This window comes from Vibrio sp. M260121 (assembly GCF_036533715.1).
GTDB lineage: Bacteria > Pseudomonadota > Gammaproteobacteria > Enterobacterales > Vibrionaceae > Vibrio.
Genome location: NZ_JATABF010000003.1, coordinates 181,077 through 200,944, shown reverse-complemented (window position 1 = coordinate 200,944; position 19,868 = coordinate 181,077). Strand labels below are relative to the sequence as shown.

General features: G+C 45.0%; 14 protein-coding genes and 1 pseudogene. 9 read left to right on the top strand and 6 right to left on the bottom strand.

All coding sequences use genetic code 11. The features are described 5' to 3' along the window. Positions 1–35: 35 nt before the first annotated feature. Positions 36–944, bottom strand: coding sequence for a carbamate kinase (gene arcC, locus QTO06_RS03590; RefSeq protein WP_054822445.1), 909 nt, complete (start codon positions 942–944; stop codon positions 36–38). A 399-nt stretch (positions 945–1,343) separates the two neighbouring features. Here arcC and QTO06_RS03585 point away from each other — a divergent pair, with 399 nt between their 5' ends. The 4 genes from QTO06_RS03585 (at position 1,344) to QTO06_RS03570 (ending at position 6,396) form a co-directional block, all read left to right on the top strand. Beyond that, on the top strand, positions 1,344–2,747 hold the full coding sequence (locus QTO06_RS03585) for an APC family permease (protein WP_331406895.1): 1,404 nt from the start codon (positions 1,344–1,346) through the stop codon (positions 2,745–2,747). A 15-nt stretch (positions 2,748–2,762) separates the two neighbouring features. Continuing rightward, positions 2,763–3,854 carry an agmatine deiminase gene (aguA, locus tag QTO06_RS03580; protein WP_331406894.1) on the top strand — a complete coding sequence of 364 codons (1,092 nt, stop codon included), beginning with the start codon at positions 2,763–2,765 and terminating at the stop codon, positions 3,852–3,854. 75 nt (positions 3,855–3,929) lie between these two features. After that, entirely contained in the window at positions 3,930–4,976 is a 1,047-nt protein-coding gene (gene argF, locus QTO06_RS03575) for an ornithine carbamoyltransferase (protein WP_009706650.1), read from the top strand. A 142-nt stretch (positions 4,977–5,118) separates the two neighbouring features. Then, positions 5,119–6,396, top strand: a complete 1,278-nt coding sequence (locus QTO06_RS03570) for a RidA family protein (protein WP_331406893.1) — start codon at positions 5,119–5,121, stop codon at positions 6,394–6,396. A gap of 697 nt (positions 6,397–7,093) precedes the next feature. On the opposite strand, the gene QTO06_RS03565 is transcribed toward QTO06_RS03570, so the two are convergent. After that, complete coding sequence (locus tag QTO06_RS03565) at positions 7,094–11,569, bottom strand: Ig-like domain-containing protein (RefSeq protein WP_331406892.1); 4,476 nt, start codon at positions 11,567–11,569, stop codon at positions 7,094–7,096. A 268-nt stretch (positions 11,570–11,837) separates the two neighbouring features. Further along, positions 11,838–12,839, bottom strand: coding sequence for an arginine deiminase-related protein (locus QTO06_RS03560; RefSeq protein WP_331406891.1), 1,002 nt, complete (start codon positions 12,837–12,839; stop codon positions 11,838–11,840). 405 nt (positions 12,840–13,244) lie between these two features. Here QTO06_RS03560 and QTO06_RS03555 point away from each other — a divergent pair, with 405 nt between their 5' ends. Both QTO06_RS03555 and QTO06_RS03550 read left to right on the top strand, forming a co-directional pair. Continuing rightward, the gene (locus QTO06_RS03555; protein WP_331406890.1) at positions 13,245–15,083 is read left to right on the top strand and encodes an ABC transporter ATP-binding protein; all 1,839 of its coding nucleotides are present in this window, start codon (positions 13,245–13,247) and stop codon (positions 15,081–15,083) included. A 633-nt stretch (positions 15,084–15,716) separates the two neighbouring features. After that, on the top strand, positions 15,717–16,424 hold the full coding sequence (locus QTO06_RS03550) for a DUF445 domain-containing protein (protein WP_331406889.1): 708 nt from the start codon (positions 15,717–15,719) through the stop codon (positions 16,422–16,424). Between the two features lie 83 nt (positions 16,425–16,507). On the opposite strand, the gene QTO06_RS03545 is transcribed toward QTO06_RS03550, so the two are convergent. Next, positions 16,508–16,984 (bottom strand): Lrp/AsnC family transcriptional regulator, encoded by a 477-nt coding sequence (locus QTO06_RS03545; RefSeq protein WP_331406888.1) that lies wholly within the window; start codon positions 16,982–16,984, stop codon positions 16,508–16,510. A gap of 323 nt (positions 16,985–17,307) precedes the next feature. Here QTO06_RS03545 and QTO06_RS03540 point away from each other — a divergent pair, with 323 nt between their 5' ends. Continuing rightward, entirely contained in the window at positions 17,308–17,475 is a 168-nt protein-coding gene (locus QTO06_RS03540; RefSeq protein WP_009706656.1) for a hypothetical protein, read from the top strand. A 6-nt stretch (positions 17,476–17,481) separates the two neighbouring features. Here QTO06_RS03540 and QTO06_RS03535 read toward each other — a convergent pair whose 3' ends face one another. Continuing rightward, positions 17,482–17,730, bottom strand: a complete 249-nt coding sequence (locus QTO06_RS03535; RefSeq protein WP_331406887.1) for a hypothetical protein — start codon at positions 17,728–17,730, stop codon at positions 17,482–17,484. Between the two features lie 402 nt (positions 17,731–18,132). Between QTO06_RS03535 and QTO06_RS03530 the strand changes: the two genes are divergently transcribed. Together QTO06_RS03530 and QTO06_RS03525 are read left to right on the top strand one after the other, a co-directional pair. Beyond that, the gene (locus QTO06_RS03530; RefSeq protein ID WP_331406886.1) at positions 18,133–18,738 is read left to right on the top strand and encodes a histidine phosphatase family protein; all 606 of its coding nucleotides are present in this window, start codon (positions 18,133–18,135) and stop codon (positions 18,736–18,738) included. Positions 18,739–18,745: 7 nt separating this feature from the next. Next, positions 18,746–19,270: pseudogene (locus QTO06_RS03525) on the top strand (GNAT family N-acetyltransferase). Between the two features lie 41 nt (positions 19,271–19,311). Here QTO06_RS03525 and QTO06_RS03520 read toward each other — a convergent pair. Then, positions 19,312–19,551 carry an RNA recognition motif domain-containing protein gene (locus QTO06_RS03520; RefSeq protein ID WP_009706659.1) on the bottom strand — a complete coding sequence of 80 codons (240 nt, stop codon included), beginning with the start codon at positions 19,549–19,551 and terminating at the stop codon, positions 19,312–19,314. Positions 19,552–19,868 lie beyond the last annotated feature (317 nt).

Sequence of the window (19,868 nt, the reverse complement as noted above, 5' to 3'; positions counted from 1 at the left end):
GACCTTATTGATTTGTGAATTAACTTATTTGCATATTATGGTTGTATATGTGTACCAGACTTCCCTTCAATGATTTCTAACGCAAAAGATAAATCACCGATATGACCACTTTGTCCTGTTTTTTCAACAAACTGGCAGCATGCATCGACTTTCGGTCCCATCGATCCTGCAGGGAAAGAATATTGCTTCATTTGCTCAATGCTCACATTCTCTAGCTTTTGCTCTTGTGGTGTTCCCCAGTTAAGACAAACGTGGGTGCCATCGGTCAGAATCAGCAAATGCTCCGCCCCAATTTGTTCTGCTATTAATGCCGCTGTCATGTCCTTATCAATAACCGCTTCAAAACCGACATACGCCCCGTCTTTTTCAATCACTGGCGCACCGCCGCCGCCACCACAAATGATCAGGTGTTCTTTTTCAAGTAAGTCTTTGATTGCTTTGATTTCTAAGATCTCTTGTGGCTTAGGAGAAGGGACGACACGGCGCCAATGCGCACCATCAGGTTTCACAACCCAATGATTTGCCTCAGCAAGTTGTTTCGCTTGCTCCTCGGTATACACTGGCCCGATGAACTTGGAAGGATCCGCAACAGCAGGGTCGTTTTCGTCGACGACAATTCGCGTCAGTATCGTCGTGGTATAGCGGTCTTCAATCGCAGCATTAAGTCCTTGTTGAATCAAATACCCAATCATGCCTTGCGTCTCTGCTCCAAGAACATCAAAAGGATAAGGAGGACAATCTTTGTAAGCATTATTCTGCAAAGAAAGCAGGCCAACTTGAGGACCATTACCATGCACAATGACTAAACGGTAGTTTTTACTCAATTCAGCCAGTGAACTCGCGGTTTGCGCGATACTTTTCTGTTGGTTTTCACAACTCATCACCTCTCCACGTTGCAATAGAGCGTTACCCCCAACAGCCACAACAATAATAGGTTTTGACATATCTAAATCTCCAAATAAGTGACGTCAGAATAGACTCAACTCACTGTATTGAATTCACAGCAAAGGATTGGAGATAAAAATCACAATTCGATTCCTGTCCATATTCTGGCTTAGAAAACCTTATTGACATCACGAACTCATTATTATTAGCACACTGAAACTCGATATGTGATCTCGTATATATTTTTGTGCTTAGCTAAGTAAGAAAAATCTGAATTTCATAAATTGATCAAGAACAAGTATTTCGATAATTACGTTTTTTTCCTCTAAAAATGCCTAACTTCTTTTAATTTCCAGCGCAATTAACCTATCCACAGCCGATATTAAATTCGCATCAAGGTTCGTTACATAAATTTCACTTTTAATAATTGCCATATTCGGTAGTTAAGGAGCGAAACAATGAGCAACGAAACTCAAGGAAAAATGGGGGTCATGAGTATTGCACTATTTACGTTATGTGCAGTACTGGTGGTCGACACACTCACGGCATCCGCCAGTATCGGGGTCAGCTCAATCGGGTGGTGGGTCGTAATGCTGATCTTTTTCGTCATTCCCTATGGATTCATCACCTCGGAATTAAGCACGACCTACCCTGGTGACGGCGGTATTTATGATTGGGTAAAAGAGGCGTTCAATTTTAAATGGGCAGTTCGTACCACTTGGTTCTATTGGATTAACGTCGGTCTATGGATGCCAGCGGTATACATCATGTTTGCAGGCATGTTTGCCGAGCTATTCATGCCAGATCTATCGTTGTGGGGCCAAATAGCGATTTGCATTGCGTTGACTTGGTTCACCGTGTGGATTTGCAACGTATCGGCAGACATTGGCGTTTGGGTCACGAATGTAGGCGCCATCCTAAAAATCTTAGTGATCGGCACGCTAGGTGTAGGGGGCTTTGTTTACGCAATGAAACATGGCGTCGCAAACGAATTTTCTTTGTCTGCCATGGTGCCAACTCTCGACTCAGCGGTTGCGTTTCTTCCTGCTATTGTCTTCAACCTAATGGGTTTCGAATTGGTTGCAACCATGACGAAAGAGATGAAGGACGTGCGTGATATGCCAAAAGCCGTATTCCTTTCTATTGGTATCACTGCGTTCCTCTACATCTTCGGCACGATTGGCATTCTGATGGCGTTACCTGTTGAAAGTATCGGTCTGGTCGCTGGGTTAATCGACACATTTAAAACCTTATTTGGTGATGGTCCATTGGGCAATGCCATGGTGTATTTCTTTGGTGTCTGTGCACTATTAACGCTCATCGGCAACATGGTGAGTTGGACAATGGGTGCAAGTCGCGCTGCTGCCGAAGCCGCTCAAGAAGGTGAACTACCAGCCGCTGTAGCAAAAATGTCGGACAAGGGATCTCCAGTGGGTGCGAACAATATCACCGGCACAGTTTCTACCGTGGTGATCTTGTCATACGCCCTATTTGCTCAAGGTAATGACGACTTGTTTTGGTCCATCTTCGCCTTTTCAAGCTGCATTTTTTTATTGCCTTATCTGTTCATGTTCCCTGCTTATCTCAAGCTGCGCTTGGTAGATGGTGAGCGCGAACGCCCATTTAAAGTCCCTGGCGGCATGGGGTTGCAGTTTGTTATGTCCATTGTGTGCTTCTTCGTCATTTTACAAGCGGTGGTGCTCTTCATCTTCCCAGAAGCACTTGACCTAACCGTTGCCGATTGGAACTACACCGCTCCGGTATTAATCGGCGTCATCACCACAATCTTAATTGGCGAGTGGATCTTACTCGGTGCCTTGAAACGCAAAAATCAACAAATGGAACAAAAAGCTGAGGCTTAGTTCAGGAGATAGACAATGAAAAAGCTTTTAGAAACCACACCAAAGCAAGACGGGTTCAGAATGCCTGGTGAGCACGAACCTCAGAGTGAAATTTGGATGGCTTGGCCAGAGCGCACGGATAACTGGCGTAACGGTGCGAAGCCTGCACAAAAAGTGTTTGCCGACGTAGCCAAGCAAATCAACAAAACCACACCTGTCACGATGCTGGTAAGCGCAGAGCAATATGACAATGCGGTATCTCGCTTACCTGATGATATTCGCGTTTTGGAAGTGTCGACCGATGACTCTTGGATGCGTGATATCGGCGCAAGCTATGTCGTAAATGACGACGGTGAGCGTCGTGGTGTCGACTGGGAGTTTAATGCTTGGGGCGGGTTTGTGGATGGTCTGTATTGGCCATGGAAACGCGATGATCAAGTGGCTCAGAAAATGTGTGAAATTACGGCTGATGCACGTTACAGAGCACCAATAATCCTTGAAGGTGGCTCAATTCACATCGATGGCGAAGGCACATTGTACACCACAGAAGAATGCCTACTGGACGAGAGCCGTAACCCAGAGCTAAGCAAGGAAGAGCTGAGCAAAATTCTCCGTGAGCACCTTAATGTGGAGAAAATTGTTTGGTTGCCTCGTGGCTTATACAACGACGAAACCAATGGCCACGTCGATAACATTCTCCACATCGTCAAACCCGGTGAAGTGGTTTTGACTTGGTGTGATGACCCGAATGATCCGCAGTACGAAATCAGTCGCGAAGCCTACGACTGCCTCACAAATCAAAGAGACGCGAAAGACCGAAGAATCAAAGTCCATAAGCTGCCAATGCCAGGTCCTTTGTACATGGCAAAAGAGGAAGCGGCAGGGATTGATATTGCCGAAGGGATGGAGCGTGAAGCCGGTGAGCGTCTGGCTGCCTCGTACGCGAACTATCTCATCACGAACAACCAGATTGTTCTACCTCTACTCGATAAGCGATACGACGCAGAGGTGATTGCGCTCTTAGAGGAGCTCTACCCAGGCTATGAAGTAAACGGTGTTCCTGCTCGTGAGATTTTGCTCGGTGGCGGCAATATCCACTGCATTACTCAACAAGTACCTCAAGTTTAAATCCATACGAATCCAACGACTCAAAATAAAAGGGGCGAGCTTAGGTAAGCCCCAGATGAAAATAGGAATATGATTATGAAATTACCTTCTTCAAGTGCAACTGACCTACACAAAGCAAACATTGAGCATATGGTGTCTATGAAAGATTTCTCAGTCCGAGAAATGGACAACATGATGGAATTGATGAGCTACCTAAAACAAGCGCGTAAAGATAATGCGGTCCCACAGCTGTTCAAAGGAAAGTCAGTAGGTATGATTTTCGAAGCCGGCTCAACTCGCACACGCGTTTCATTTGAAGTTGCCGCTACGCTACTTGGTGGTCACGCTTTGTTCTTATCGCCAAAAGATATCCACCTTGGCGGCAAAGAATCGATTGATGATACCTCACGTGTTTTGTCACGCATGTGTGATGTGATCATGGCTCGCACTAACAGTCCTGAAACGCTAGATGGTTTGTTAAACATGTCTACCGTACCGGTCATCAACGGCCTAGATACCCGTTTCCATCCAACACAAATGCTGGCTGACTTATTTACTATTCGTGAGCACATCACTGATGGTCGCCAGCTTAATGAACTGACGTTGGCATTCATGGGTGACGCTACTGATGTGTGCCGTTCATTGATGCTAACTTGTGCGAAATACGGCATGGGCTTTAAGCAAATTGGTCCGGTTAAATACCACATGGAACCAGAATGGGTCGAGCTTGCAGAATCGTTCTGCAAAGAGTCTGGCGGTCATATCGAGATCACCGATGATGTAGAGCGAATCAGCGATTGTGATGTGGTCTACGGCGACAGCTTCTACTGGGTTACTCAAATGGATGAGAAAGAAGAGCGCTTGGCTGCCTTCATGCCTGACTACGTGATCACGGAAGAACTAATGGCAAAAGCGAAGCCAGGTGCCATGCTTCTACACTGCTTACCTGCAAACGATAAAGAAGAAGTCACTCGCGGTGCGCTAGAAAGTGAATACTCTGTGGCATTCGACGAAGCAGAGAACCGCTTAACAGCGCAAATGGCCATATTGGTTTACTTCACTCATAAAGATGCCATCACGCCAAGCGAAGAAACCATCAAACGTCACGAAGACAAAATCCTAACCTTCCTCAGCACCCTATAACGATCTCATTCACTAACTAACGTTTTATTCGGCACACATAGCCAGACTTGCCTCTGTTTTGAGCGGCAGATCTGGCTATCTATTGCCTGTATCAGCGTACCCACAGCGTTCCTACAGCAGCCAGAATTGGAGAACATTCGAAATGCACGGCGAAATCATCAAAGTATCTAGAAATACAGAAAATGCACCAATCAACGACGGCTCAACTCAATCGGTAGCTTTCTCCCATTACAACAATATCTCAGCGCAACTGCCGATTGACCCAAAAAGCCAAAAGTTAGTGGAAGGGGGCATCAAAGAGCAAACTAAGCAATGCTTAAGCAATATTAGGTCTATCGTGGATAGCATCGAGCACAGCTTAAATGACGTCGTTAAAATCACGATTTATCTTAAATCTATGACCGATCTGGATGCTGTCGATGAGGTTTATAAACAATACTTCATCAGCCACCTTCCAACTCGAACCGTAATTGCCGTTGCTGCACTGCCTTTAGAAGGCGCTTTGGTTCAAATCGACGCGCTCATTTCGAACGGTGAAGGTACACACCCTCAAGAAGCTTGCGAGCTGATCAAGTTGGTAAGAAACACAGCGAAAGCCCCAACCAGTTTGCTGTCGAGCCAATGTGTTGCGTTCTCACATTACAACCACATTTCAGCCCAACTGCCGATTGAACCAGAAACAGGCAATATTGCTGAAGGCGGGATCAAAGCGCAAACTCGACAATGTTTGAAAAACATCAAGAGCATACTGAATAGTATTGATGTCCCTTTTGATGACATTGTTAAACTCAATATCCACCTGAGAAGTTTCGACGATGCCTTTGCTGTCAATCAAGTCTACAGCACATTTTTCCCAGACTCAGCGATCGCAAGAAGCGTTGCCTACGTGCCCGCTCGTACTGTCATCAAAGCTGAGGGGTTACCAATGGACGCCTTGGTACAAATAGACGCGACGGTTTCTCATGGGGACGGAACGCCACCACAAGCCATTGAAGATAGACATGGGATTGTGATTCGCGCCCACAACACAGAGGCGGCACCAATCAGCAAGTTCTCAACTCAAACTGTCGCCTTCTCGCATTACAATAACGTTTCTGCACAACTGCCAATCCATCCGTCGAATGGCGAAGTTATTACCAGTGACATAGGCGAGCAAACCATGCAATGCCTCGACAACATCAAAGCCATCATCAGAAGCGTGCACCATGTCATGGACGACATCGTGAAGCTGAATATTCAGCTAAAAGATATCAGCGACTTGCAAGTTGTGGAGGATATTTTAGCAAGCTACTTTGATAAAGAACTTCCGGCGTGCACTGTCATCGGTGTATCAGAAATCTTTATGGACGCTTCTATCCAAATAGACGCTATCGTTTCTAATGGTGAAGGCACATTTCCAAAAGAAGAGCTTAGCTACTGAGCCTCATATAATTATCGAGAAAAAGGTCAGTCCAGCCGCTGACCTTGTGTTTATCTGTGCTTTTCTCGCCTGACATATTGCCAAAACCCAAGACTTCAAAGCGAACCTATAAACAGCCAAAATACTCCAACAATTTTTCGCGAAATGAAGACAAATATCTTTGTGATGTGGCTTCTAAAAGAAACTGCAAAATTATGGCGAGATACAGCAAAGTATCAAGTATAAAACGACACTTTAAATCTCCCCTTTTCTTTTGAAATCAAACTACTAATGAAAATGCGAGAAGAACCCTCACTCCGCCCTCGGTCAGAGCTTTGTCAAGACAGTTAGCGCACACCTCCCCTCACATAAAACCTTCACATCACGGTCATAATCTAGGGTCTAAAATTACCTTTGAACTCGTGTCTACGGACGAAATTTTCAATCGTTAGTTGTGGGAGGTTGCTATGGAAAAGTACTGTCCAATATGTCAAACAGAGTTGCTCGATAGAAGTCACTATCTTATCTGTCCTAGAAACAATATTGGCGAATGCGCGTATGATGGCTACGAGGATCACCACAACCATTGCTGTCATGAGGTGGGCGAAAACACCCATGAGAAAGAATTGGTCGCTTTAGATTAAACAAACCTAACAGTGACGAAACATAAAAATGCCACTCAATATTGAGTGGCATTTTTCTTCGTATTGTCTGAGATTTACGGGCAGGTTACATCTACGCTATCAATAACAACACTATCCGCTGTAAGCTCTACAGAAAATGTTCTAACACCCGTTGATTTCAGGCAGGTAACCGGAATGGTGTAGCTACCATCTCCGTTATCAGCGGCACTAGTTGCAGCATATATCTCAAAGTCTGCATCTTCTAAAACTACATTACTAAATTCAGCAAACGCGCCAGCAGTAAGAATATAAGAGCTCACAGTCACTTTGTGCCCTCCATGCTCTAATTTAGTACCACTCGAATCTTTAAGCGTGATCGTGATATTACCTGAACCATTTAACTCCGTAGGTGTTACAACACTTTCTGCAGCATCGACTTGGGTAACCGTTAAAGGCAACGAATTACTCAATGAGAGATCCCCAAAAGTAGCACTCACGACATAACTGCCTGCAGTATCTGCAGTAACTGACACCGTGTACGTACCATCACCATTATCTACAGGAGTACCATAGCTTAACCCCGTACCTTGTGGACTCAGCACCAACTCTCCGTAGCTTTGTGTGTAAGCACTACCATCGGCTTTCTTTAAAGCAACCGTGATAACTGCGCTATGAGCGCCTCCCACACCAAAGGTGGAAATATCACTCGTGATGGTAGACTGAGAAGCGCTTGGCGCTACCGCCTCAAATGTGAAGTTTGATGTACCAATGGTTCCAGAGTCATAGGTCGCGGTAACAGTGACCTCTCCAGCAACGCTAGCGCTAATACTGCTTGTATAAACCCCATCGCCTGTATTCACTAATTCCGTCTTATTAGCAGAGCCCTCTGTAATCGTGAGCTCAGGACTGTTCGATGATGGTACAAACGCATTGCCAGCGTAGTCTTTCAGCGTGACTGTCAGCTGAGCAGTACTGTTGCCATCTGCTGCAATAGTGGTGATATCGGCTTGCAATGTCGACTGCGATAAATCAATGACAGCATTAAAAGTAAGCTCAACATCGTTAGCCAACTGAGTGCTACCTATGCTCGCACCAAAGGTATAACTACCTGCATTCACCGTTGTAAAGACTGCCGTATACGAACCATCACCGTTGTCTGTTTTTGATTTTTCCGTTACCCCACTAGGCACAGAGAATGAAATCTCCCCCGCGGACGATGTATAGTCAGCACCATTGGTGTCTTTTAGTTGAACCGCTACGGTAATCTGGTCACTACCATTTGCGTTCGCGGATTCTTTATCACGACTGAATACAGCAGCAGACAGATTTAAGACCTGAGCATAAAACAAAGAAATAGAGCTGGATAACTGGGTGCCACCAATCGACACTCCTACTGATTTGTTACCTGCACTCGAGCTAGAGAAACTCACAGTGTAAGTACCATCCCCATTATCTTGAGAAGTAACGGAACTAACGCCTGTTGGCATAGAGAGCTGAAGAGTGCCGCCTGAACTTGTGTAGTTGTTGCCTTCAGAATCTTTCAGTTGAACCGTCACCGTAATAACTTCGTTACCGTCAGCGTTGGCTGAGCTTTTATCAGAAGTAAACTCGGTGTTGCTGAGGTCAAGAACTGGAGTAAATTCAAAGGAAATGGATTCAACAAATTTACTGCCGTCTAGCGAAGCTCCCACTGTGTAGGAGCCTGACGTCGAGCTCTTGTACTTCACAGTATAGGAGCCATCGCCATTATCTTGGCTGTCGAACTTAGTTAACCCATTTGGTGTATCAAAAACGACTGCACCACCAGAACTGGTGTAATCATCTCCCTCTTTGTCTTTTAGCTGCAAGATCACGGTAATGACGTCAATACCATCTGCGCTTGCTGAACTCTTATCAAGTGAGAAGTCAGCGCTGTTTGTATCTAACACGGGCGTAAACGCGATATCTATGCTGCTAGATAGTGCGCTACCTGCAATCGATGCTGTGATATTGAAGGTTTTTGACGTTTCACTGGTGAACACGCCAGTGTAAGTGCCATCGTCATTATCTTGATAAGACTTCAAAGTTAACCCAGAAAGCTCGCCAAACTTGATGTCACCACCAGATGATGTGTAGTCATTTCCATCCGCATCTTTGAGTTGTACAGTCACCTTAATTTGCTCACTACCATCCGCACTGGCGGACGCTTTATCTCGACTAAAGACGGCATTTGAGAAATCAACCACAGGAATAAACTCTACTGTCGCAGAGCCTCCTAAAGCATTGTCATCAATCTTTCCGGAGATAACGACTTCTTGCGCTTTTGTAGACGTTACCTTGGCGCTATATGTACCATCACCATTAGAAGTAACCCCAGAAATCATGACCTCTTCAGCAGGTTCAGCACTCAAGGTAAGATCGCCTGAATTCGATTCACGAGCCGTACCAAACTCATCGCGCTCCTGAACGGTAATAATGATTTCTGCGACACCGTCTGCCAGCGCTTCTGTGTTCTCAGCAAAAACGAACGTTTGAAGGTAATCAATCGGTAATTCGGCAAGACAATATTCATTGGAGCTTGGTAACTGAATATCAAAAGTGATCGCGTTATCGGCACTCGTCGTGGCAGTTGTACGTTCACCCCAGTAATAACGGTTCTCAAAGTAAGAATAGGCTGAGCCCATGTATTCAATCGATTCGACCGCATCACTTTGCGTGGCGCTACCATCAGAGTCTGTTCTCCCCCATAAATAGTGAGAATAGTCTTGGTTGTACATCCAAAAATACGCTTCAGGTGCGGCTTTAAAGCGCGTGACGGCCATATCGTCGTCGGTACATACCAAGCGGGCTTTAATGGCTTGGTCAATTTTGTCACACAGTTGAAGTGACATCAGTGAAATAGTGGTCGTGTCTGCTTTGGCGGTAAATTCTACTTGTGCCCAAGTCTGCCCACCGTAGTAATAGAGTCGATATAACCCGTCTTCAACCAAGTTGGAAAACGTAATGCTATCCCCGCTTACTTCACCCGAACTTTCATAAGAATAACCGGAATATAAGTAGTAATAGCCCGAGTCGACTGTCTGAGTTTTCGTTTCGTCGATTGGGCAAACTAACGACAGCCCTGTTTCGATATCAATACGAGGAGGGTTTACAATATTCAAGGTAGCCTTGAACAATTTAGTGGAGTCACTAGATACACCAAAACAGAAGTCATCGAGATCGAGTCCCTCTGCTCCATCGGCTACTTCAATGACCTCACCGTCCACTTCGATCGACGCTAGTAAGCTATTACCTTGGCTGTCGAGCAGATCAAAATGGCCAGCAAAGGCAGGCACTCGATTGATGTTTAACTTTTCAGGGTCATCGCCCCACCCAGAAGGCTTGTAAGCCCAACCACCGCCAGCTTTGGCGAAGGAGAGGCGTAATTTTTGATTATTGGGGTCGCCATTCGCATCCACAACGTCGACATCAAGTTGACAACGATCTTGTCTGTACCAGTCCAGATTGTAGTATGAGAGGTGAGTGATTGGTTTCGAGACGGTAAAGGTGTTTTCGTTTTCTTGCTCTATGACAGCATCACCTTCATAGCGCCATTTACCCGTAGAGTCGGTATAGCTCCAAATAGGGATCGTGCCGTCATCCAAAGATAGTGGTTCACCTGTTTGCGGATTTATCGTGGATTTTGGCACTTCAAACTCCAAATTGACGCCTTCTCCATCGAATGAAGACACTTTGTTGCCGCTCTCATCGCCAATCTCAATCGCAACAAAACCAGCAGAAATAAAGGTCACGCTGTCAGGTGAGGTGATATCACTTGGGAGCTCGCCATCAAACCCGTCTGGCGATAAACCACCAGGGAAAAGGTATAACGGGTTATTCTCATCATCAGCTAGGCCTTTTGGATCCGCTGAAAACAGCATCATCGAAACAGAAACCTCTCCTACAGGCGTAAAAGGCTGTCCATCTTCACCGATAAATCCTGTTCCTGCAGGAATCGACAACTTAGCGGTCGCACCATCAAGGATTTTACCTCCGTCCGTGCTGTCATCTTTGGGCACCGTTGCAACATCAACGGAAGAGCGGGTCACGTGCCCATCTAGCTCAACACGTTCTTCCGCAAAAGTAGTTGCCTCTTCAGTCTTTTCTGACTTAGGAACAATTTCAATCCAATAGTTATCGGACATCGTAGTTTGGGTCAGGTCAAACACTTGAGAGTTAGAGAAAAAACCATCCCCTCTAACAATCACCGTCATCTTAGCCACTCCGCCATTCACATCGCTGGCGTTATCGACATCGAATGTGAATGGCACAATGCCAGATTCAGGCACAACTACAACGTTACTTTGAAATGCTTCCCCCTGATGGAAACCAGCTACTTCTCTACCAAGAACATCTTGTACTCGAACGGCAAACGCCTCATCCTGGTTAGCAACATCAAAAACAAACAGCAGTTCTAGATTGGACATTTCTGTCTCATCGACTCGATTAGAGACATTAAGTGATAAGCTTTGTTGGTGAGAAATTTGAGATGTTAATGAGGTAGTCGTTTCAGTGATAGAGTCATTACAGCCAAAGATGGTAAGTAATGACATTACTCCTATCAAACAATACAACCACGCCCTTCTGCACGTGTTGATCGTAACCATAAACTAGCCTTTATATTTATATGAAACACAATACATATAAATAGCAGCTAACTAGTACACCTGCAGAATGTATGGATAAAATCATACTCAGAGCACATTAAGATGAAACGAATGGTTTGGTATTCATTCTCAGCGTCTTACTTAGATAAAACGAATAAAAAAGCACCACATCTTTCAATATGGTGCTTTTTTGGGGGGGAAATTCAGGGTTGGTTTATAACACGGCTTTGCGACTTGGCAGGAACACTTCGCCAAGCATACAGCGTACAGAACCACCGCCGATCGATTCGATGGTAGAAACGTCAAATGGCAGCAATTTACCGTGTGTCGCGAGTTGATTTCTTTGTGCTGGAGAGAAAGCATCGTAAGCTGATTGAGACATAGCAATCACCTTATCGCCACGTACCGTTTCCAGTTGCAGGATATTGCCGCAGAACTGGTTCATCTGCTCAAGTGAAATCGAGATAACCTGCTTGTCTTTCGCCAACGATTTAAGCACAAAGCGGCGCTCAAACTCAGGGATCACTTCGTCACAAATCACGCAGAACTGCTCACCCACCGCCATCATGACGTTGGTGTGGTAAATCGGCGCACCAGAAGGCAAACGGGTTTGGAAAGAAATCACACGATCGTAACCAATGCGTTTGGCATAATCTTCTAACACCAGACGATCACAACGCTGTGAGAGCGCGGCATAAACGGTTTTGTTGAAGTGGTCGAACACCATCACGCCTGTGCTTTCTAGGTAGGCTTCTTCATCAAGGTATTCGGTTAATGAATCTTGTTGATGCACTTCTCGACCCGCTTGCGCTAATGCAGCGACCAGCGCATCTGGACGAACTTCATACTGACGGTTATCACACGCCATCGGGAAGGTATACAAAGTGCCTTCTGGGGTAGTGCTAAACCAGTTGTTCGGGAACACCGCATCTGGCGTGGCAATGTCTGATTGAGGGTAATCAAACTCGACGACTTGCACGCCTTCTTTACGCAAGGTTTCAACCATCGCGGAAAATTCAGTCATGGTGTTACGTGAGACTTCTTCTTGAGTCAGAGAAACTTGGTGTTGAAACTCGTTGTCTTGCGCGGTTTCTTCGTTAAAACGAAACTCTTTCGGCGGCACCATCACAACGCAATTTGCGGTATGACGCAGAGCACTTTGCGTGCTTTCTTCTTTTCCATGTGCATTCTGAGGCACTGATTCGTGTAATAGCATCCAAACATTCCTTTTCACTAGAATGATGAGATTGTAAATTTATTGTTAACTTCGGTTTTGCTGTTTTTAATAATAAATCCATCAGCCAAAGGTAAATATTACTGACAAAAACTCTTTTTATCCGACTTTTTATTGTCACCGTGCCGATTTACGGTTTTGTGGCGTGTGAATGGTCATCTCAAGAATAATGCACTAGCGAATTCTTTATAACCAACTAGTTACATTTAAAAAGCAATCGGTTAGACTATTTTTTCGCCTCTCACACATACGCAAAAACGTCTGCTTTTCTGGCTAGCAGACCACAATATGTCTTATCTCATACTCGGTATTAACTGCTTCGTCCAAGGCAGGAAGAATTGATGGATTCAATTACTGAGATGGCAACTATTAACTTTAGGATGAGTTATGTTTAAACGATTTGAAGGCTTTACTGAGCCGTTCCCCAAATCACAGCCTGACCAACCCCCAGCGGGGATCTTTGCGTTTTTACGCCATTACACGCGCGGCTTTGAGAAACCGCTGATCATTATGTCGATCATGTCGACGATTGTGGCTATCGTAGAAGTCTCTCTATTTGGCGCCATGGGTCAGTTGGTTGATTGGCTATCCACCAGCAATCCAGAAACCTTTTTGCAAGACAACAAAGCGGACCTTATTTTCTACGGCTCTTTATTGCTGGTTGTCATGCCAATTTTGGTGGTGGTTTACTCGCTGCTGATTCACCAAACTTTGCTGGGTAACTACCCGATGTCGGTACGTTGGCTTGCACACCGTTACTTGCTTAATCAAAGTCTGAACTTCTATCAGGATGATTTTGCAGGTCGCGTTGCCACTAAGGTGATGCAAACCTCACTGGCGGTGCGAGAAACCGTCATGAAGACGATGGATGTGTTTGTTTATGTTTTGGTTTACTTCACCAGTATTATCGTCATGCTGGCGGCGGCTGACTGGCGCTTAATGATCCCAATGTTGGTTTGGCTAATGGCGTACATCGCGATTCAGATCCACTTCGTTCCGAAGCTAAAGGCCGTGGCGACTGAGCAAGCCGATGCACGCTCCACCATGACAGGGCGCATTGTCGACAGCTATACCAACATTCAAACCGTGAAGCTGTTCTCGCACAGTAAACGAGAAACCGAGTACGCCGAAGAAGGCATGAAAGGCTTCTTGAATACCGTCTATCGCCAAATGCGCTTGGTGACCGGCTTCGACGTAGCGGTAGAGATCTCCAACTATCTATTGGTGTTCTCGGTGGCTGCACTGTCGATTTACTTGTGGTTGGATAGCGCGATTAGCGTTGGTGCCATTGCAATTGCTGTCAGCTTAGCCCTGCGTATCAATGGTATGTCGATGTGGATCATGTGGGAAGTCGGTGCCCTATTCGAAAACTTGGGTACTGTCGTAGATGGCATGAAGACGCTATCTAAACCTATCGACATCAAAGACAAAGCCGATGCGAAAGATCTGCAAGTTTCTCAAGGCGGCATCCACTTCGATAACGTGAGCTTCCATTATGGTGAGAAAAAGGGCGTGATAAACAACCTCGACCTTAATATCAAACCGGGTGAGAAAGTGGGCTTAGTTGGACGATCTGGCGCAGGTAAATCCACCTTAGTGAACTTGTTATTGCGCTTCCACGATGTAGAGGAAGGTTGCATCAAGATTGATGGGCAGGAAATTTCGAGCGTCACGCAAGACTCGCTACGCTCGAATATTGGTATGGTGACACAAGATACGTCTTTGCTACACCGCTCAATCCGCGACAATATTTTGTATGGCAACCCAGATGCGACTGAAGAAGACCTGATTAAAGCGACTAAGCAAGCGCACGCACACGAGTTTATCGAAACCCTAACCGACCCATTCGGCAACGTGGGTTACGATGCACAAGTGGGTGAGCGCGGTGTGAAATTGTCTGGAGGTCAACGCCAGCGTATTGCGATTTCACGCGTACTGCTAAAAGACGCACCTTTGCTGGTACTTGATGAAGCGACTTCAGCACTGGACTCCGAAGTGGAAGCCGCCATTCAAGAAAGCTTGAACGAGCTGATGCAAGGCAAAACCGTTATCGCCATCGCGCACCGTTTGTCGACCATTGCACAAATGGATCGCTTGATTGTGCTTGATAAAGGCAACATCGTCGAACAAGGCACACACAAAGAGCTTATCACCAACAACGGCATTTACGCTCAGCTTTGGGCGCACCAAACGGGTGGCTTCCTTGCGGAAGAGTTGGAGAGTTAATGCTCTTTAGATAGCAGTAAATCACCACACAAAAACGGCGCACCAAGCGCCGTTTTTTATTCAATGTTGCTATATCCATCCGTTTTCTTCAGAAACCAACCCAACACATTGCGTGATCATGATCACTCAAAATCTCAACCATGAAACAACTTTATGGATGCAAATCACACTTTCTCTGCTAGTATAGCGCCCCGTTGCGTATTCGTTAGCAGTGGACACAACGCAGAGTATCTCGCTGGATTCATTTGTAATTTCACTTTTTGAGAAACAGCTATACTCAATTGATGGCTTAGTTATTAATCTAATAATAAGGTAATTAGCTTATGTGTAAATGTGGTTCAATGCAGATCGTACAAGTAAAACAAAGTTGGGCGGATAAATTATTCGGCTACTCAGAGCGATGGAAATGCCAACTTTGCCGTAAGGTCTTCCGCTTCTAAAAGCACAATAAAAAATAATCTTAGAGTTTCTAAGAAAAAGCAGTGGCCCGACAATGATTGTCGGGTTTTGTTTTTGTCCCTACTCTATCTCGCCCACATGAATCCTATTGTTCTCAACCTAGCATCTAGCTGTCGGTTGGGTATAAAATCATGCCCACTTATTACTTCATCAACTCATACATAATCGGTCACTATGAACAAAAGTTTGCTGACTAATATCCTCGCTATCGCCATGATGGGCGCGGGATATCACATTCAAAATGATTACCTTTGGTACGCAGGTCTGTTCGCTTTTTCTGGCGCGATCACTAACTGGCTAGCCATTCATATGCTATTTGAAAAAGTACCCGGCTTATACGGCTCAGGCGTCATTCCAGCGCGTTTCGAAGAGTTCAAGCTGGCAATCAAAAACCTGATGATGGAGCAGTTCTTTACTGAAGCAAACATCGACCGTTTCTTAAACAAAGAAATGGCGGGTGGTGTGAACATCAATCTTGAACCCGTGATTGAGAAAGTCGACCTAAACCCAGCGTTTGACTCACTGGTTGAAGTCATCGAAGGATCTCAGTTTGGTGGCATGCTAGCGGTGTTTGGCGGAGCAGAAGCACTGCAACCTATGCGCCAACCATTCGTAGAGAAGATGCAAGAATCCATTATCGATCTAAGCAAGAGCGACAGCATTAAAGAAGCGCTAAAAGAGCAGATGGAATCGCCAGCAATGATGGATGAAATCAAGCAGAACATCGAAAGCATCATCGATCAGCGCCTTAGCGAACTGACACCAGCGTTGGTGAAAGAAATCGTACAGAAGATGATTAAAGAACATCTTGGCTGGCTCGTCGTTTGGGGTGGCGTATTTGGTGGCCTGATCGGCGTATTGACCACTTTCGTCAGCGCTTAATTGATACAAGCTAAGTACGAAAATTGAAAAGGAGCCTCCATGGCTCCTTTTTTGTGTCTATCATGTGAACCTAAGTATAGGTATTAACCAAGCAGCTCTGGATTGACACCAAACCCAGTCTTGTGTTCTTCGATGACCACTTCACTACGAGTTTGTATCACACCAGGCAACGTCCCAAGCTTACTCGACATAAACTCTTGGTAAGCCTTCATGTTCTTCACTCGCACTTTGATCATGGTATCGAAGTCACCTGACAGCGAATAGCACTCTTCTATTTCAGGCATTAACTCTACCGCTTTAGCAAACTTTTCAAAAATCGAAAAGCTGGTTTGATCTAAGCGAATATGAATGAAGACCTGCACATCCAATCCAAGCTTTTCGGCATTGAGCTCTGCGTGATAGCCATTGATGAAACCTTCTTTTTCCAACCGTTTTACGCGTTCAGAGCATGGTGATGTGGTTAAGTTAACTTGCTTCGCCAATTCCACCACTGGAATTCGACCTCGAGAGTGCAACGTTCTCAAAATCTGTAGATCAATTCTGTCTAGTTGATAACTCATTAACTGCATTCTTTTAACAACTCAGGAATCACCAGATTAATAGTTACTATTCAGTTTGCAAATAGTGAAATGAGCAACGTGTGAAACTCGCAGGCATTTAACGTTTGCCCTGAGCAAAAAGTCGTCAAATATTCTAAAAACAAAAACATTTATGCGACCAATTTATAAATAACCCAAACAATATGAATTACTTTATTAATAAGATAATTTTGTTAACAAAAAAATGGAATGATGAACTTTGAATAGAAAAACATGAGCTTTAAAAAAAAGAAATGAGCCGAATATTAAGGCAATAATAGACAAAAAATAATGAGGATAAAGCAATGTTAACCCTACAACTCGCGTACAAGCCATTTGGTGTTGGTGAATGGACGTACACGACCGTTTCACACGAAGTGGCAAAATCTCTGGCGTCTGAATATGCCTCTTACGGCTGGCCAGTTATGATCGATGGAATGCCATTTGCAGCAGAGAAAGAACTGGCTGCTTAAAGTCAATTACATAATTGCTGATGTCTGTCGCGCTGGATGCTGAACCACTTCACCAATAGCGCGATGGTTACAACAACGACAGTAGTACTGCGGCTCCATTTTGTAGTAATGCTCACCTGATACAAACTTTGCCATCAACTGAGTAAAACTCACGACTTTGCCAGTTAGCGTAGCGATATGCTCTGGTTCACAACGCTTCATGATCACTTTATGCTGCGTTGTTCTTTTGCAAAGTGAGCAATAAATATTAGGCATTTCCTTTCTCCCTGATTTCCTGTGCTACTGACAATTGACATATTTTGTTCAAATTAATTCCACAATAAAAAAGCCCCTTTGCTTTTTTGTGTTCCACATCCAAAAAATGACACCCAAGAACTCAAAAACTGAGACCTTGGTCAGACCTCAATTTTTCGACCAAATTATGAAAAATAGCACCTATGTATGTAATACTACGAGACATCATACATAACTGATTGTTCGTACTTATTTTTTACATTCGGTATTGCCCATATTGCTCTGCTTGCCTACGAGAGAAGACGGATTTATCTCTCCAAAACAGCTTCAATTTACAGTGTGAATTGTGTGCAAAACAAGCAGTGGAGTAGACTACCTCTTCGTACAGAACAGCCGTTCCAAAGAGATAAACAAGGAAGTAAGATGATTCATATTAGCTTCGTCCGCCATGGACGCTCACTTGCAGATGATCTACGCGTTCATGAAGGACGATTCGACAGTCCACTCACCGAAGTAGGGATTCAACAGGCCGAAAATCGCGCAAAGCAGTTTGCCGAAGAAGGGCGAAAGTACGATGCGATTTTAAGTAGCTCAATGCAGCGTGCACGCCATGTTGGTGAGATATTTTCTACACACCTAAATGCCCCTATGACCACGCATGATGAATTAATGGAGCGTGATAACGGCCCGTTACAAGGGCTACCTTTTAGCGAATCTCAACACAAATACCCTATGGCTGATTTCGTCAACCCGTACCAACCTTGCGTCGTCTCTGCCAATGAAGGGGAAAGCGGCGTTGAGCTTTATGCCCGAGCAAGCCTTGCCCTTCAATCTATCATCAGACGTGGCAGTGGTCGCTACTTGGTGGTCTCCCACGGACGCTTCCTCAGCACGATGTTTAATGTGATTTGTGGTAACCAACCAAGAGCCAACGAAACTGGCGTCCGATTTGCGTTCGATGATTTGGGCTACTTCGACACAACTTACCGACCTGATCTTGATGTGTGGGTCATTCAATCTGTAAGGTGATTCCGTTATGCCAACACAACCCAAACTCTTTACTGAACGACTCATTCTACGACCTTTCCAGCATGAAGATAGCGAGCGCGTCGCTTTACTTGCGGGTGAAAAAATTATCGCAGATATGACCGCGAACATTCTGCATCCTTAAGAGCTGCCTATGGCGAAAACTTGGATTGACGGACATGCGCCAATGTACAAAGAGCGCAGAGGTGTCGTCTTCGCTATTACCTTGCATGAGTCAGGGGAGTTATTAGGTGCCGTGAGCATACCGAGAGTTGAGGATGGCTATGGCACTTTAGGTTATTGGCTCGGTGTCCCTTACTGGGGGAAGGGTTACGCGTTTGAAGCTACGAACGCCCTCATCGAGTTCGCGCGTGTCGACTTTGAGTTAGCCGGAATTAAGGTACTGCACTTAGTAGAAAACCAACGTTCCAAATCGGTGATAAACAAACTCAATGTACCTTATGTCGAAAACACTTGGGTTGGCCCTAAAGGGGCAGAGCGTGAAGTTTGTGTTTATCAAAAAACGTTCGTTTGAAGAGACAAAAAAGCCAGCAATGATGCTGGCTTTTCTCTCTCTTAGTCTTGAGCGACTTTCACGCGAATCTTGCTTTTCGCTACGCTGGTCAAGTTCAGCGCTTCCAGTGCAGCAATCGCCTCTGCTTCATCTGGCATGATCACAAAGCCGAAGCCTTTCGATAAACCGGTTTCTTGATCAAGAACCAGAGTACAAAGTTCTACTTTGCCGTGCGCTGAGAATAGTTTGCGCATCTCTTGCTCGGTTGTTTCACGAGCCAAGTTTCTTACTAAAAGTTTCATAATGAACCTAGTTGGTTTAATAACCATACGATTCTCTCAGGTTCTTCAAAACAAACCAAGTGAATAATATTGTATACCCAAATGACTTCATGATGCAGGATTCAGAGCGTTGTCATTGACTCGAGGTCAAGGAAAACAACGCAGCGTAATAGCCAGCTCTTTCCAAGTTGTTTGACGCAGCAATCGAGTCAATGACACGCTCCCAAAGGGCGAACTGCCTTGGCTTGTATACTTTGTTGCCGATTCTTGATTTAGACCCACTAGACCTTTAAATCGCCGCCGCGTATACAAACCAAGTCATTCTCGCTGAACCTAGC

Bases quoted from the DNA above. Each gene is read 5' to 3' on its own strand.
- QTO06_RS03540 (WP_009706656.1), top strand. From the start codon at position 17,308: ATGTTAACCCTACAACTCGCGTACAAGCCATTTGGTGTTGGTGAATGG.
- QTO06_RS03530 (WP_331406886.1), top strand. From the start codon at position 18,133: ATGATTCATATTAGCTTCGTCCGCCATGGACGCTCACTTGCAGATGAT.
- QTO06_RS03550 (WP_331406889.1), top strand. From the start codon at position 15,717: ATGAACAAAAGTTTGCTGACTAATATCCTCGCTATCGCCATGATGGGC.
- arcC (WP_054822445.1), bottom strand. From the start codon at position 944: ATGTCAAAACCTATTATTGTTGTGGCTGTTGGGGGTAACGCTCTATTG.
- argF (WP_009706650.1), top strand. From the start codon at position 3,930: ATGAAATTACCTTCTTCAAGTGCAACTGACCTACACAAAGCAAACATT.
- QTO06_RS03565 (WP_331406892.1), bottom strand. From the start codon at position 11,569: ATGTCATTACTTACCATCTTTGGCTGTAATGACTCTATCACTGAAACG.
- QTO06_RS03535 (WP_331406887.1), bottom strand. From the start codon at position 17,730: ATGCCTAATATTTATTGCTCACTTTGCAAAAGAACAACGCAGCATAAA.
- QTO06_RS03545 (WP_331406888.1), bottom strand. From the start codon at position 16,984: ATGAGTTATCAACTAGACAGAATTGATCTACAGATTTTGAGAACGTTG.
- QTO06_RS03555 (WP_331406890.1), top strand. From the start codon at position 13,245: ATGTTTAAACGATTTGAAGGCTTTACTGAGCCGTTCCCCAAATCACAG.
- QTO06_RS03585 (WP_331406895.1), top strand. From the start codon at position 1,344: ATGAGCAACGAAACTCAAGGAAAAATGGGGGTCATGAGTATTGCACTA.
- QTO06_RS03520 (WP_009706659.1), bottom strand. From the start codon at position 19,551: ATGAAACTTTTAGTAAGAAACTTGGCTCGTGAAACAACCGAGCAAGAG.
- aguA (WP_331406894.1), top strand. From the start codon at position 2,763: ATGAAAAAGCTTTTAGAAACCACACCAAAGCAAGACGGGTTCAGAATG.
- QTO06_RS03560 (WP_331406891.1), bottom strand. From the start codon at position 12,839: ATGCTATTACACGAATCAGTGCCTCAGAATGCACATGGAAAAGAAGAA.
- QTO06_RS03570 (WP_331406893.1), top strand. From the start codon at position 5,119: ATGCACGGCGAAATCATCAAAGTATCTAGAAATACAGAAAATGCACCA.